Origin of the sequence: Dokdonella sp., from assembly GCF_049593775.1 — a bacterium.
Classification (GTDB): Bacteria; Pseudomonadota; Gammaproteobacteria; order Xanthomonadales; family Rhodanobacteraceae; genus Dokdonella.
The window spans coordinates 1-13,751 of record NZ_JBAWHJ010000163.1; the positions used below are offsets into that span (position 1 = coordinate 1).

Below are 13,751 nucleotides of genomic sequence, written 5' to 3' on the forward strand. Positions count from 1 at the left end.
CTCGTGAACTTCATGAATCGGGTTCCGGACTGGACTCGACGAAAGTGGAGATCTGCTCAAGTGTCTTGCGCGATATGTCGGGAACCCGGCACTCCTCTGTCGGATGGCCTACAACCAGCAGCAGATAAGGCACCTCATTCTTTGGCCGATCCAGGATGTCGTTGAGGAAGGCCATTGGACTCGGTGTGTGGGTAAGACTGGCGAGGCCGGCCTTGTGCAAGGCCGCAATCAACATGCCTGTCGCGATTCCGGTCGACTCGTGCGGGTAGTAGCGCTTGGCCTTGCGTCCATCGACAAGGGGGCCGGTGCGTTCATAGAACACCGCAATCAGCCAGGGCGCGATCTCGAGGAACGGCTTGTTCTCATCGGTGCCAATCTCGGCCAGTGCCTGCAGCCATTCTTCCGGCGCCCTGCGCTCGTAGAATTCGCGTTCTTCGGCCTCGGCCGCAATTCTGATTCGACGCTTGGTGTCGGGGTCGGAAATGGCCACGAAATGCCAGGGTTGCTGGTTGGCGCCGCTCGGAGCGGTGCCGGCGGCAAGCAGACACGCCTCGATAACCTCACGGGGCACTGCTCGCGGCGAGTAGTCGCGCACGGTACGCCGCGCCGCAAGCTCCAAAGACAACTGACGAGCCCGATCCAGCATTTCGTCATCGCCGAGATCGGCACGTTTCACAAGGGGAACAGATTTGATGGATTCCATGTCCAAAGCATAACGCGACCGGCATGGGTGGTGGGCATGTGGCGCTCCCTGCCCGGTGGGCGATAGGATGGCCGGGTACGCGTTCTGGCCATGGCGTTTCGAATGTCAGTCAATACGGTGGAAATCAATCGGCAGCTGAACCGGTTCGACGGTCACGAAGAAGTCTGGCTATTCGGCTACGGTTCGCTGATCTGGAAGGTGGATTTTCCATACATCGAGCGACGTCCCGCGCGCATTCGCGGCTGGACACGCAGATTCTGGCAAGGGTCCCATGACCATCGCGGCACACCGGAGTCCCCCGGGCGAGTCGCGACTCTGATCGAGGAAGCCGATGCAGTCTGTGCCGGCATGGCCTACCGAATTTCCCCTGCTGTCTTTGACCACCTCGACATGCGTGAAAAGAACGGCTATCTGCGCGAAGTCGTTTCCATGGAATTCGCCGATGGCGACGCGGTCGAAGGTCTGATCTATGTCGCCGGTCCGCTGAATGCAGCATTTCTTGGCGAGACGACTGATGCTGATATCGCTCGTCACATTGCGCGAGCGGCAGGCCCAAGCGGGTTGAATCGGGACTATTTCCAACATCTGGCCGATGCGCTTCGAGAGCTGGGCGAAATCGACCCGCACATCATCGCGATTGAACGGGAACTCGCAAGGATCGACAGCGCCAAAACATGATTTCAGGCATTCCGCTGACTGCTAGCGCCGCAGCCGTCGCCAAAGGCGAGATACCCAACCCTCAGGTAGCGTCGCTCCGTCGTCGGCAGGCAAGTTGCGAAAGACTCGTGTCTGGACAGGCTCGACACCAATTGCAGCTGAAGCAGATTCAGGCCCGACCCATTCAGGCAGGTTATAGGCGGAAGCTACCCAGAGCTGATGCGTGCCCATACCCTCGATGTGTTCGACATGACTCTGCAACCTCGAATCATCAAGTCCGGAGAAACGCATGGCTGCATCGGACATGAGCACGTACTCGCTGCCCTGAACGGAATTTTTCATCAGACGATGCAGGAGGATGACCGGCTCGCCGGCCAGTTCTTCAAACTGCCGGAATTGCTTCAACAGGATTTCACCGCAATGCACGAAGGCCTTGAGGCCCAATGCCGTGATGTTGGTACAAGCATCGCAGCTGCAGTTGTCTCGCATCTTGCTGAGCTCAAGCACACGCTGGCGAAATGCAGGAAAGAAGGATCGCACCTGGGCCATGAGGTCTGCACGGCTCTGCGCAGAGTCGGCTTCGATCTCCGCATACATCAGCGCAGCATCACCTTCCAGCTTGTTCAGAATCAACGGATGGCGTGACTCGTCAACCACGACACCGATCAGGTCGCTGATGATCTGCTCGGCGTGCTGCAGGCTCAGGGTCCGCCTGGTTATGAAACGGGTGTAGCCACTGATATCGATCACGACCAGAAACGCCTGACAAATTCGCATGATTCCGGCGCCCTCTCCCGTTCGCTGAACGACCCTGGACGTCGCCGCAGAAAAAACGAACCCACTTCTCGGAACATAAAGACCGGCGCAGCGCGCAATTCATTGCAGAAACGTGGAATGGACTGTCGATAGGGGCAATCCAGTCACACCCGGAAGATGATCCATGCTGACCTGCTATCGCCAGCATGCCACCAACTGGTGCATGATGAACTGAAATCTGCTTGATCAGATAATACGATGTTTTCAAGACTGCAATGGCTGCTGCTGCAGCTCTCACGCAAGCTCTGGGTGCGCGCCACGGCGTTCTCCGTGCTCGGTATCCTGACTGCCCTGGTGTCGCTGGTCGTCAAGCGCTACATCCCGGATCATTTGCCCGCGACCATCGGCGCCGATGCGGTGGATACCCTGCTGCAAATCATTGCAACCAGCATGCTGTCAGTGACGATCTTCTCATTGAGCACGATGGTGGCCGCGTATGCCTCGGCCACCAGCAATACCACACCGCGAGCCACCCATCTGCTGCTTACCGACAGTACCGCGCAGAATGCCCTGGCGACATTTCTGGGTTCGTTCCTGTTCAGTCTTGTAAGCATTATCGTGCTGCAAACCGGCTTGTATGGTGATACCGGTCGCGTCGTCCTTTATGCGGTAACCCTCGGCGTGATCATCGTAATCGTAATCACCCTCCTGCGCTGGAGTGACTACGTGCTTCGGCTCGGGCGCGTCAGCCCTACCTGCGACCGGGTCGAGGCTGCGGCGACCGGGGCGATTCGGCGACGTCGTGCATCTCCCTATCTTTCCGGGCAACCACGAGAGGCCGGCGAACTTGGCATACCGGAAGGTGCCTTGCCGATCCACTCCGACGAGTTTGGCTACATCGAACATATCGACATGCAGGCGTTGCAGGACACCGCCGAAGCCTGCGGCATCGAAATTTACCTCGCCTCGCTGCCAGGGCATTTCGCTGGCGCAGCACAACCACTGGCCTTCGTTGTCACCGCACTGCCAGCCGAGAGGGTCAACGATATTTGCAAGGCATTCAGCATTTCTGCCTCGCGCAGCTTTGATCAGGATCCGCGTTTCGGGGTATGCGTGCTCTCCGAGATTGCTTCACGTGCACTATCGCCGGCGGTCAATGATCCAGGGACTGCCATTGATGTGCTCAGTCGCGGTGCCCGCATGCTCTCCCTGTGGTCTGAAAACCACCCCAAGGCCATCGAAGTCGAAGGAGCGGATGCCATACGTTTCGCGAACGTGCATGTGCCTCCGCTGGAACTGGAGGATCTATTCGACGACTTTTTCATTCCGATCGCGCGTGACGGTGCCGGACTTGTCGAGGTCGGCATCCATTTGCAGAAAATGTTGCAAATGCTGGCCAATCTTGGGGATCAGCGATATCAGAAGGCGGCTGCTCGCCAGTCGGCACAGGCACTGGCCCGCGCTCAGTCGGCCTTGACTCTCACCGACGACCTGGTGCGCGTACAGCACGCCGCTGCCCGAGTCGCAAAGCTGGCTGGAAACTGAAACCGCAAGCACGCGTGTCGATCGAGCGATCCTGGAGAATGCAGTGAAACGGAACGCTTCTGTCGCCGAATGGCGCGAATCGGGGACCATGCTCAGGGTTGGCGAGCATGCCATTTTCGCTCGCAATGGCGGCAACCCGAACGGCCCTGTGCTGCTCTTGATCCATGGATTTCCGACATCGTCCTGGGACTGGGAGCCCGTATGGTCCGGACTGTCCAAAACGCATCGCCTGATCTGTTTTGACATGCTCGGATTCGGCTTCTCGGACAAGCCGTCACCGCATCGCTACACCATCTTCGAACAAGCCGACATTGCCCAGGCGGTACTCCGGCATTTCAGCGCAAGCAATTTTCATCTGCTCGCCCACGACTACGGAGACACCGTGGCCCAGGAGCTGATGGCACGAAATCTGGATGGGCCACAGGCATGTACCCTGCGCAGTGTCTGCCTGCTCAACGGCGGTCTCTTCCCGGAGTCGCATCGCCTGCTGAGAATCCAGAAGCTGCTGCTTTCTTCTGTCGGTCCACTGGTCGCCCGACTTTCCAGTCGCAGCAGCCTGGCCCTCAGCATGCGCAAGATCTTTGGCCCGGATACACAGCCGAAAGCAGCCCTGCTCGATGGGCTCTGGGAACTCATCAAAGTGAATCATGGCAATCGCGCCATGGCGCAGTTGATTCGTTACGTTCGCGAACGTCGTGAATTTCGCGAGCGTTGGGTGGGCGCCCTGCAACGCACAACGCTGCCACTGAAACTCATCAATGGTCCGCTGGATCCGATTTCCGGAGCGCACATGATCGAGCGCTTTCGTGAGCTGGTTGCCAAAGCGAACGTCACCGAGTTGCCAGGAATTGGCCACTATCCGCAAATCGAGTCTCCATCCGGTGTCGTTGCTGCCTACGACGAGTTTCGAAAGAAGCTGGATTGATCGACAGATATACCCTGTCGCGATGGAAGCGAACGCTTCGGGTGACTTTCGGGCCGTGTGCGCCACGTTCAGACGCGCATAGTAGGGGCATCCTCTGAAGGACACGCGCATGCGAATTCTCATCCCCCTGCTCGCTTCATTGGCCGTGACCATTACCGGCTGTTCCCGATCGGAGCCACCGATAGCAGCGCATTCGGCAGGCATGGCCGAGAGACCCGCGAATACCACCAAAGCGCCGGACTCGGACAACCCTGCGAAACCGGAATCGGCGGAAGCGACGAGGCTCTTGGCCATCACCAGTGCGCTGGTGAATCCGGCGCGAAGCGAGGCGGATCGAGAGCGTGATTCTCGCGACCGACCCGAATCGGTACTGGCGCTTGCCGGCTTTGGGCCAGGCATGACCATTGCCGACATATTCGGTGGGGGTGGCTACTACAGCGAGATTCTTTCCGGTGTCGTTGGATCGAAGGGAAAGGTGCTGCTGATCAACAACGATGGCTATGACGCCTACGCGAAAAGTGGCCTGACTCCGAGACTGGCCGAGGGACGCCTGCCCAATGTCGAGTACCGAATCGTTCCCAACGAGGCCATGCAGCTAGGCAACTCGACCCTGGATGGCGCCATGATCGTGATGTCCTATCACGATCTCTACGTTGTGGACCTTGAAAATGGTTGGCCTGCCGTGGATGCAGGGCAATTCATCGAGCAAATTGCCATCGCGCTGAAGCCGGGAGGCATCCTCCTGATCGTCGATCACGCTGCGCGCAAGGGCAGCGGAGCCACCGATGCCAACAGCCTTCACCGTATCGACGAAGCCTTCGCCAAGGCCGATATCGGCACGCATGGTCTCGAACTGATTTCCAGTTCGGATGTGCTGCGCAACGTCGATGATCCGCGGAGCAAAGGTGTATTCGATGAAAGCGTGAGAGGCAAGACCGATCGTTTCGTACATGTCTATCGCAAGAACTGAGCGTCCCTGAACGGAGAAATACGGCTCTGGCGGGCTGGCGTCTGATCGGCGTAAATGCGCAGCTGGACCACCGCCCGCTACTTCCCCGTCGAAATACAGCTGATGGAAACAAACCCGGAATCGCAACAGCGGTTATCAGAAGAAGATCGCTTCGCACCATCATGCGCCGGTTCTGACCAGCTCCCCTGATCGATACCGGCTCCATAGCCAACAGCTTGCACGAAGGACTTGCCTCTATTGCGCGGTGCCATGCGACTTGTATCGCTGGCCCGCTGCTTTCGCCGGCGATTCACCAATGTCGACGCTCACTTCGAGCGACTCGGATTTTCCGCCAAGTTGCAGTCCGCGCACCGGAGCGGCGTCGTGATAGTCACGACCGCTGGCAATGCGCACATAGTGTTCATTCGGGCAGATTCGATTGGCCGCATCAAAGCCGACCCAGCCAAAATCGGCGACATGAATTTCTGCCCAGGCGTGGCTTGCCGCTTCACCCGTCTCGGCCCCAGCGGAGAGGTAGCCGCTCACATATCGCGCCGGATATCCGAGAACACGCGCAGCCGCGGCAAGGAGATGGGCGTGGTCCTGGCAAACGCCGGCTCCGAGCGCCAATGCCTCCGACGCCGTGGTCTCTGCATCGGTTTGCCCTGGTATGTAATCGAGGTGGTCACGTACGAGATTGCACAAGCGATGCAGGCGCTCAATGTCACCTTCGCCTGGTTCGACCTGGCGGGCCAGGTCGCGAATGGAAGAATCGACGGCGGTCAGCGATGTTTCATAGAGGAAGAACTGAATGGGGAGGAGCTCGATGGTTCCACGCACGACACCATGAAGGTCTTCCGTCTGGACCCGGCCATGTACCTCAACCACGACCTCATCCACTGCACCATTCACCGTGTGGGTTGCAACGGGGTTGGAAAAACCATCCCTCGTTACATAGGGCAATCGAACGCCATCGACGACAACCTGCCATTCGTGCACTGTCTGGCTAGCCGAATCCGCTGGCCAAAGTCGCAAAGCCTGAGTCACACGCAACGCCGGTTCGGAATAGCGGTAGTGAGTCTCATGATGAATCGTGAGGTGCATCAGAAATTGTGACCCTTTGCGATTTCCTGCCCCAGCACGTCGCAACGTTGTATCAGCTCGCTGAGGAATTCATGCAGGCCCTGCTTGATGATCGGCTCGATACGACCGAATCTCAACGCCGCGTACTGCGCATGCGCAATACGCTTGCATTCGGTGCTGATTGCGGGATCGTGGCTGACAATCGCATCGAGGTTGAGGCAGATCTGCTCGAAACAAAACGCGAGGGAACGTGGAAACTCGAGCCTGAGCAGGAGGAGCTCGGCAACCTGTGCCGGCTCGACGTGGCCCTTGAACAGGACGCGATAAGCTCGCCTTGCACCGACAACTCGGAGGATGGCCAGCCATTGGTAATAGTCGACCACACCGCCGACATCCTCTGCTGTCGCAAGTCGGACGTGATACTTCACATCAAGTAGACGAGCCGTATTGTCGGCACGTTCAAGAAATTGGCCCAGGCGGGTGAAATGAAATCCGTCCCGGCGCAGCATCGTGTTGGCGTATACACCATGCACCATGCTGGTTCGGGCCTTGACCCAGTCGAGGAACTCGATCAGGCGGTCATCGTCCATGTCCGATGATTCAAAATCGCGCAGTTCCATCCAGCTCGCATTGACCGCTTCCCACATGTCGCTGGTCAGCGCGGTTCGAACGGCACGTGCGTTGCGACGGGAAGTTTCGATGCAGTTGCAAATGGATGAAGGGTTGTCACGATCAAACGCCAGGTAGGCGATTACCGATTCTGCATTGGCGATTGAATGCTTCTTGAAAAACGCGGACTGACATCCCGCCGCAACAATGGCTGATTCCCACTCGCTGTTGCCGTTGGCATCGACACGTACCGAACTCATGTGCCCCGCCACCTGCAGCAAGCGGGCGAGATAGTCGGCCCGTTCCATGTATCGGGCCAGCCAGAAGAGATTGGAAGCAGTTCTTGCGAGCATCAGCGTTCCAGCACCCAGGTATCCTTGGTGCCGCCTCCCTGCGATGAGTTGACGACCAGAGATCCGTCGCGCAGGGCGACGCGCGTCAGGCCGCCTGGAACGATGCGGATCTTGTCGCCACTGAGAACGAACGGTCGAAGATCGACGTGCCGTGGTGCAATTCCAGACTCGACGAAAGTTGGAACTGTCGACAGGGCCAGAGTCGGCTGCGCGACGTAGTCGTGAGGCCTCGCCTTGAGCTGCGCCACAAACGTCTCGATTTCCGCCTTGCTCGCGTGCGGCCCAACCAGCATTCCGTAGCCCCCTGAACCATGTACGGCCTTGACCACGAGCTCTTCGATATGAGCCAGCGTGTAAGCCAGGTCATCGGGCTTGCTGCAATCGTGGGTAGGCACGTTTTGCAACAGCGGTTCCTCGCCCAGGTAAAAGCGGATCATTTCGGGCACGTGGATATAGACGGCCTTGTCATCAGCGATGCCGGCACCGATGGCATTGGCCAGGCTGAGATTCCCTGCACGTGATGCATAGTGCAATCCGGGCGCGCCCAGCATGGAATCAGGACGGAACACGAGCGGATCGATGTAGTCGTCATCAATGCGCCGATAGATGACATCAACCCGCGTCAGACCGCTCGTGCTGCGCATGTAGCAGACTTCGTTCTTGACCAGCAGGTCGGCACCTTCGACAAGATCCACGCCCATCTCGTCGGCGAGGAAAGCGTGTTCGTAGTAGGCACTGTTGTGAATGCCCGGCGTCAGCAGGACAACGGTTGGCTCTCCGGGGCAATTGGGCGGCGCCACCGAGCGCAGCGTCTCCAGCAATTCGTCGCCGTAGTGGGCGACCGGCGCAACGCCGGCTCGCCGGAACAACTCCGGGAACAGACGCATCATCACTTCGCGATTCTCGACCATGTATGACACGCCGGAAGGCGTGCGGCAGTTGTCCTCGAGCACGAAGTATTCGTCCGGCCCGGTACGAACCATGTCGACGCCGGCGATGTGGGTGTAGATGTCATGCGGCAGGTCAAGCCCTGCCATCTCCGGTCGGAACTGCGGATTGTTCAGTACCAGACGTTCGGGGATCTTGCCGGCCTGAATGATTTCACGATCGTGATAGACATCATGGATGAATGCATTGAGTGCGCGCACCCGCTGCTCAAGTCCCTTGCGCAGGCTCTGCCACTCGGCCTGTGCCATGACGCGGGGTATCAGGTCGAATGGAATAAGGCGCTCCGGATCACCGCCTTCGGTATAGACCGCGAAGGTGATACCGATCCGGCGGAACAGGACCTCCGCCTCGCGTCGCTTCAGCGCCAGTTGTTCTGCGGGCACCGACTTCAGCCACGCATCCACCAGCGCATAAGGCGCGCGGATCTCGTCGGGCCAGCCCATTTCATCGAAAACCTTGACTCCGATCGTCATTGATCATCCCGTTTGGCTCAGTTCCAGACTGGACGCGAACGCGTTCGCGGTCAAGACAGCGCAGCCCGGACACCCCGGGAGCGAAGTTTGCGCCTTCGCGCTTGTCGATTTGACCCTGCGCAACTATCCGGAGGCATACTGGGCTGGCGTTTCAACCGGAAAGCCCTGCATGACTGATGCCATCTGCAACCTGCGGGAACATCAAACAAGGAGGACCGAAGTGGTCCTGTCCTGCTCAGACCTCGATGCGGCGATCGCGTTCTATGTCGAAACCGCAGGCTTTCGTCTGGACATGATCATGCCGGCTGATGCGCCAACGGTTGCGGTGGTGTCCCGAGAAAACCTTGTCCTGCGCCTGGAGCACTGTGGCGGCGCAGCGGAAGAGAATCCGCCAGCCCGATTGCGCTTGTACTCGGAACAGGAAAAACCGTCGGAAGACGGACCGGGTGGCGTAATCCTCGAATACGGCTCCTCCAGCACAGCGGAGACTGAAATCCCCGAGTCGGCGGAATGGATCATTTCGCGAGCGGAGGACGGAACGGCATGGATTCAGGGCCGTGCGGGCATGTTCTATCGCGACCTGATCCCTGGTCGGCGGCAACAAAGCGTCATCGCCTCGCATATCCGCATTGTCGAGGCCGGGCCGGTCCCGGACTATGTCCACTACCATCATGTCGGGTTCCAGATGATTTACTGCCGGCATGGTTGGGGCAAGCTTGTATACGAAGATCAGGGGCCCGCGTTCACCATGAATGAGGGCGACTGCGTGCTGCAGCCACCGACCATCCGGCACCAGGTGCTCGAAGCATCCGCCGGATTCGAAGTCATCGAGCTTGGCAGCCCGGCGCAGCATGAAACCTGGCGCGACCATGAACTGGGCTTGCCCAATGCACAGGTGAATACGCAACGGGAGTTTGGTGGGCAGCAATTCGTCCATCACATCGCGGCGGCGGCAGAATGGCTGCCACTTGCAAACGGTGAGGCCACGATCCGGTACACCGGAATTTCCAACGCCACGCATGGCAAGGCCAGTGCACGCGTGTTGCGGATCAATCATTCCCTGGCCGCCAGGAGTGACAGGTTCCTGTTCCTGTTCGTGCTATCCGGCTGCTGTGACCTTCATGTAACAGGGGCAGGAAGTGCACGGCTGCAAGTCGATGACGCCAGCCTTCTGCCTTCATTCGTGGACTACCAGCTGGCTTCGTCCGAGCCGTGCGAACTGCTTGAGGTCTCGCTGCCAGCGAATCCGCATCCGTAATGGAATGACACGCAGCTTGCTAGAAGACGGACAGGCCGGTAAGCGTCGTGAACCGATCCAGCGCTGCGGCTCCGGCCAACGAATTGCCCTTCTCGTCCAGGCCTGGCGACCACACTGCGACGGTCAGCACTTTCGGCACGACGGCCATGATTCCCCCGCCGACACCACTCTTCGCCGGCAACCCAACCCGAAACGCGAACTCACCCGCGGCATCGTAGGTTCCGCAGGTCAGCATCAATGCATTGATACGCTTGGCCCGCTCTGGATTGATGACGGACTCACCGGAGCGCTGGCAGCGCCCCTCGTTGGCCAGGTAGAGAAATGCGCGTGCCAGATCCATGCAACTCATCTGCAGGGCACACTGATGGAAGTAGAAATCGAGGACCTTTTCTACCGGGTTGTCGAGATTGCCGAAACTGCGGATGAAGTTGGCCAATGCAGCATTTCGAAATCCGGCCTCGCGCTCGGAGCGCGCCACTTCTTCGTCGATGATGATTGCCGGATTTTCTGATCTCTCGCGAACAAAACCAAGCAGGGTTTCCAGAGGACGCGCCGTACTGGAAAGAATCACGTCGGCAATGACGTGGGCGCCGGCGTTGATGAACGGATTTCGTGGAATGCCGTTTTCGCGCTCGAGCTGCACCAGCGAATTGAAGGCGTTGCCGGAAGGCTCGCGTCCGACGCGCTTCCAGAGCTCGCCGCCGAGAGCCTCAAGAGCCAGGGTCAGGCTGAATGCCTTGGAAATACTCTGGATGGAAAATCGCTCATCCGCATCCCCAACATGGAACAGGCGTCCGTCCAGAGTGGCAACTGCCATGCCGAACCTGTCCGCTGGCACCTGGGCCAGGCGCGGGATATAGCTCGCAACCTTGCCCTGGCCGACCAGCGGCGCTACCTCATCCGCAATCTGTTCGAGCACGCTCGCGATATCGAGCGTTGCACTGGTTTCGAGAACGACTTCATTCGGTTTCATGCGCGCATGGTCGCATGCAACGGGGCACTGCCAAAGCCCCGTGCGTGAGCGCCGTGTTGCCGCCTATCTTGCAGGCTTGACCTGATGCTTGCGATCGGCGATGGCCTTGGCTGCAGCCATGATTACCGTTCCCGGCACGCGAACCTTGTAGTCCGGGTGAACATAGGAAAATTGCAGTACACCAGCGGCATCGACAATGAACACGGAAGGTACTGGCAAGGCATGGTGGTTTTCACCCGAAGCCTTTTCCAGGTCAATGCCATAGCCCTTGTACTTCTCGATGGTCGCGTCATCCACGCGGAAACCGATGCCAAAGGCGCGCATGGCGTCAGCCTTGCTGTCGGACAACAGCGTGTAGTCGAGCTTGTCCTTGGTCATGGTCTTGCCGAGCTCGCCGGGCAAGTCCGGGCTGATTGCTATGAGACGGTAGCCAAGCGCTTCGGTCTCCGCCGCAATCAGGCGGAGGTCGCTCAACTGCATGTTGCAATACGGACACCAGCCGCCGCGATAGAACACGAGGATGGCCGGTTGCCCGTCGACCTGCTGTTTCAGCGTGGTTGGTTTTCCGTCAATGGTTTGCATGGCAACGTCAGGCATGGCCGAGCCAAGCAGGATCGGGCAGACCGCATCTGCCGAATCAGCCAGAGTGCCCGCGGCCATGGCGCTCGCGCTGAACAACATGCATGAAGCGAGAATCATTCGAATCATCGTGGTTTCCTGAATTGAAATGTCGGGATGGACTGTAGCGCGTGTTCCGGATCCGCGTCCGAAACCACGATCCGTGCCGCATCGTGTTGCCTGGATGAGCGTCACGCAGTCTTACAAGAACCGGTGAACGCGGACTTTCTTTCAGTAATTGTCGGAGCGACCAGTCCTGGTCACTCCGACCCGGCACAGGCGCTTGCCGAATCGATGGTTCCGGAAAATGCCTGTTTCAGCAGATCCTTCTCCAGCGTTCTGTAGATGGTGTCATGGCCAAGCTCCGGATGCGGAGCATGCGACCATTGCAGGGCCGATTCGGGCTGCTGGCACAAGACCTGAACGAGGTTCATCGTCACCTGGCGATTGCCCTGCTCATTTGCCGACGCCAGCAACAAGCTCACCTGGACGTCTCCCATCCGCTTCAGCCTGGCTCCTGCTTCACGTGACCATTGTTCGTTGTTCCACCAGAGACTGGGGTCAAGCGCGATGTAGATGTTGAACAGTTCCGGCTGCAGGAACAGGGTTTCGACGATGAACAGGGCCGCAGCCGATTCGCCGATGATCGCCGATTCTTCATTCGCGGCGTAGCGTTTGCGGATGAGCGGCTTCAGTTCGTCGGCAATGAAGGAGCGAAACGCAGCAGACCCGCCAACGACGGCTGCAATCTTGCGGTCTTCCGCGACCTTGGTCGGCCCGGTCATGTCGCGCCGACGCTGTGTATTCTCGATTCCGACCACCAGCATCGGCGGGATTTCACCCGCGCGAACGAGCGAATCAACCGTCGAAACTACATGCGGAAAGTCCTCACCGACCCCACCGTCAGGCATGTACAGGACCGGATAGCGGCCGCCCTTCTCTTTTCCAGCGGCATAGCCGGGCGGAACCCACACGTTGACGACCCGCTTTTCGGCAAGTACGCGGGATTCGATATTCAATGTTTCGTGCGGCAGAACGGGCTCGCCAGCATCTGAAACTTTGTCGCCAACGCCTGCACAGACGATAATCAGCGCGATGAACCATTCTCGTAATGACATTGCTTTCCTGGTTTCTTCGGTGGACGAACAGACTTTGCCACAGCAGTGCTTGCATCAACCCTGATTATTCGATGATAGTCGCATTGATCGCATGCTCGGTAACACGGCGAGGCCCGGCACTTGAAAATTCTGGTCACCGGAGCCAACGGCTTCATCGGTAGCGTGATTGTCGAAACCCTGCTGCGCAATGGACATGACGTGGTTGCCTGTGGTCGGAGCCGGAAACATCTTTCCGCGTCCGCGCAGCTTGAATTCATCTCCATTGATTTGTCGGATGCGATCCAGGCAGATCAGTGGAAATCCCTGATCAAAGGTGTCTGCGCGGTAGTCAATTGCGCCGGCATCCTGCGTGAAACGAATCGCGGCGATTTCGAACGCATCCATGTCGATGCGCCCAGCGCCCTGCTTGCCGCTTGTCTAGACGCGGGCACAGCCAAATTCGTGCAGGTCTCCGCACTTGGCGACAGTGCGGATGGCGAGTTCATCGCGAGCAAGCACCAGTTCGACAGCCATCTTCTTCAATCTGGCCTGGCGGCGACCGTGCTGCGTCCCTCGCTCGTCCTTTCGACTCGCGGCTCGTACGGTGGTACGTCCCTGCTGCGATCCATGGCTTCACTTCCGTTCATCGTTTTCCTGCCTGAGGATGGCAAACAGCAAGTCCAGCCCGTACTTGCGGAAGATGTCGCGGAAACCGTGCTGCGCTGCCTGACCCCTGAGGTCGCGCAAGGCCGGATTCTCGATGTCGTCGGCCCGGAAGTGCTTGGCTTGCGGGAGACCCTGGGC

14 protein-coding genes are annotated in these 13,751 nt (G+C 58.8%); 6 read left to right on the forward strand and 8 right to left on the reverse strand.

The genetic code is table 11. The annotated features are described in order from the left end of the window. Positions 1–10: 10 nt before the first annotated feature. A complete protein-coding gene (locus WBP53_RS05645) occupies positions 11–676 on the reverse strand; it encodes a nitroreductase family protein (RefSeq protein WP_423926796.1) in 666 nt (221 codons plus the stop codon). A gap of 129 nt (positions 677–805) precedes the next feature. Here WBP53_RS05645 and WBP53_RS05650 point away from each other — a divergent pair, with 129 nt between their 5' ends. Next, the gene (locus tag WBP53_RS05650; RefSeq protein ID WP_423926798.1) at positions 806–1,381 is read left to right on the forward strand and encodes a gamma-glutamylcyclotransferase; all 576 of its coding nucleotides are present in this window, start codon (positions 806–808) and stop codon (positions 1,379–1,381) included. A gap of 21 nt (positions 1,382–1,402) precedes the next feature. Here WBP53_RS05650 and WBP53_RS05655 read toward each other — a convergent pair whose 3' ends face one another. Beyond that, a complete protein-coding gene (locus tag WBP53_RS05655) occupies positions 1,403–2,137 on the reverse strand; it encodes a DUF2652 domain-containing protein (protein WP_423926799.1) in 735 nt (244 codons plus the stop codon). A gap of 237 nt (positions 2,138–2,374) precedes the next feature. On the opposite strand from WBP53_RS05655, the gene WBP53_RS05660 reads away from it, so the two are divergent. The 3 genes from WBP53_RS05660 (at position 2,375) to WBP53_RS05670 (ending at position 5,556) form a co-directional block, all read left to right on the forward strand. Next, the gene (locus WBP53_RS05660; RefSeq protein ID WP_423926801.1) at positions 2,375–3,661 is read left to right on the forward strand and encodes a DUF2254 domain-containing protein; all 1,287 of its coding nucleotides are present in this window, start codon (positions 2,375–2,377) and stop codon (positions 3,659–3,661) included. A gap of 43 nt (positions 3,662–3,704) precedes the next feature. Then, positions 3,705–4,586 (forward strand): alpha/beta fold hydrolase, encoded by an 882-nt coding sequence (locus tag WBP53_RS05665; protein WP_423926803.1) that lies wholly within the window; start codon positions 3,705–3,707, stop codon positions 4,584–4,586. A gap of 109 nt (positions 4,587–4,695) precedes the next feature. Beyond that, entirely contained in the window at positions 4,696–5,556 is an 861-nt protein-coding gene (locus WBP53_RS05670; RefSeq protein WP_423926805.1) for a class I SAM-dependent methyltransferase, read from the forward strand. A 234-nt stretch (positions 5,557–5,790) separates the two neighbouring features. Here the strand turns inward: WBP53_RS05670 and WBP53_RS05675 are convergent, their stop codons facing one another. The 3 genes from WBP53_RS05675 to WBP53_RS05685 are packed head-to-tail and all read right to left on the reverse strand — an operon-like array spanning position 5,791 to position 9,001. Then, a complete protein-coding gene (locus tag WBP53_RS05675) occupies positions 5,791–6,639 on the reverse strand; it encodes a transglutaminase family protein (protein ID WP_423926807.1) in 849 nt (282 codons plus the stop codon). Then, a complete protein-coding gene (locus WBP53_RS05680; RefSeq protein ID WP_423926809.1) occupies positions 6,639–7,580 on the reverse strand; it encodes an alpha-E domain-containing protein in 942 nt (313 codons plus the stop codon). The genes WBP53_RS05675 and WBP53_RS05680 overlap by 1 nt, the downstream gene beginning before the upstream one ends. Then, on the reverse strand, positions 7,580–9,001 hold the full coding sequence (locus WBP53_RS05685) for a circularly permuted type 2 ATP-grasp protein (RefSeq protein ID WP_423926811.1): 1,422 nt from the start codon (positions 8,999–9,001) through the stop codon (positions 7,580–7,582). Before WBP53_RS05685 ends, WBP53_RS05680 begins: the two co-directional genes overlap by 1 nt. Before the next feature lie 220 nt (positions 9,002–9,221). Between WBP53_RS05685 and WBP53_RS05690 the strand changes: the two genes are divergently transcribed. Beyond that, positions 9,222–10,259: a hypothetical protein gene (locus WBP53_RS05690; RefSeq protein WP_423926813.1), complete on the forward strand. Its 1,038-nt coding sequence runs from the start codon at positions 9,222–9,224 to the stop codon at positions 10,257–10,259. A 19-nt stretch (positions 10,260–10,278) separates the two neighbouring features. Here the strand turns inward: WBP53_RS05690 and WBP53_RS05695 are convergent, their stop codons facing one another. From WBP53_RS05695 to WBP53_RS05705, 3 genes are all read right to left on the reverse strand, one after another. Next, entirely contained in the window at positions 10,279–11,232 is a 954-nt protein-coding gene (locus WBP53_RS05695; protein ID WP_423926815.1) for a glutaminase, read from the reverse strand. 63 nt (positions 11,233–11,295) lie between these two features. Then, complete coding sequence (locus tag WBP53_RS05700) at positions 11,296–11,940, reverse strand: peroxiredoxin-like family protein (protein ID WP_423926817.1); 645 nt, start codon at positions 11,938–11,940, stop codon at positions 11,296–11,298. A gap of 170 nt (positions 11,941–12,110) precedes the next feature. Continuing rightward, complete coding sequence (locus WBP53_RS05705; protein WP_423926819.1) at positions 12,111–12,968, reverse strand: alpha/beta hydrolase; 858 nt, start codon at positions 12,966–12,968, stop codon at positions 12,111–12,113. Between the two features lie 120 nt (positions 12,969–13,088). Here WBP53_RS05705 and WBP53_RS05710 point away from each other — a divergent pair. Continuing rightward, on the forward strand, positions 13,089–13,751 hold a 663-nt coding region (locus WBP53_RS05710), incomplete at its 3' end, for an SDR family NAD(P)-dependent oxidoreductase (RefSeq protein ID WP_423926821.1).

Coding starts and splice junctions, on each gene's coding strand:
- WBP53_RS05705 (WP_423926819.1), bottom strand. CDS start 12,968: ATGTCATTACGAGAATGGTTCATCGCGCTGATTATCGTCTGTGCAGGC.
- WBP53_RS05695 (WP_423926815.1), bottom strand. CDS start 11,232: ATGAAACCGAATGAAGTCGTTCTCGAAACCAGTGCAACGCTCGATATC.
- WBP53_RS05675 (WP_423926807.1), bottom strand. CDS start 6,639: ATGCACCTCACGATTCATCATGAGACTCACTACCGCTATTCCGAACCG.
- WBP53_RS05650 (WP_423926798.1), top strand. CDS start 806: ATGTCAGTCAATACGGTGGAAATCAATCGGCAGCTGAACCGGTTCGAC.
- WBP53_RS05655 (WP_423926799.1), bottom strand. CDS start 2,137: ATGCGAATTTGTCAGGCGTTTCTGGTCGTGATCGATATCAGTGGCTAC.
- WBP53_RS05670 (WP_423926805.1), top strand. CDS start 4,696: ATGCGAATTCTCATCCCCCTGCTCGCTTCATTGGCCGTGACCATTACC.
- WBP53_RS05685 (WP_423926811.1), bottom strand. CDS start 9,001: ATGACGATCGGAGTCAAGGTTTTCGATGAAATGGGCTGGCCCGACGAG.
- WBP53_RS05660 (WP_423926801.1), top strand. CDS start 2,375: ATGTTTTCAAGACTGCAATGGCTGCTGCTGCAGCTCTCACGCAAGCTC.
- WBP53_RS05700 (WP_423926817.1), bottom strand. CDS start 11,940: ATGATTCGAATGATTCTCGCTTCATGCATGTTGTTCAGCGCGAGCGCC.
- WBP53_RS05680 (WP_423926809.1), bottom strand. CDS start 7,580: ATGCTCGCAAGAACTGCTTCCAATCTCTTCTGGCTGGCCCGATACATG.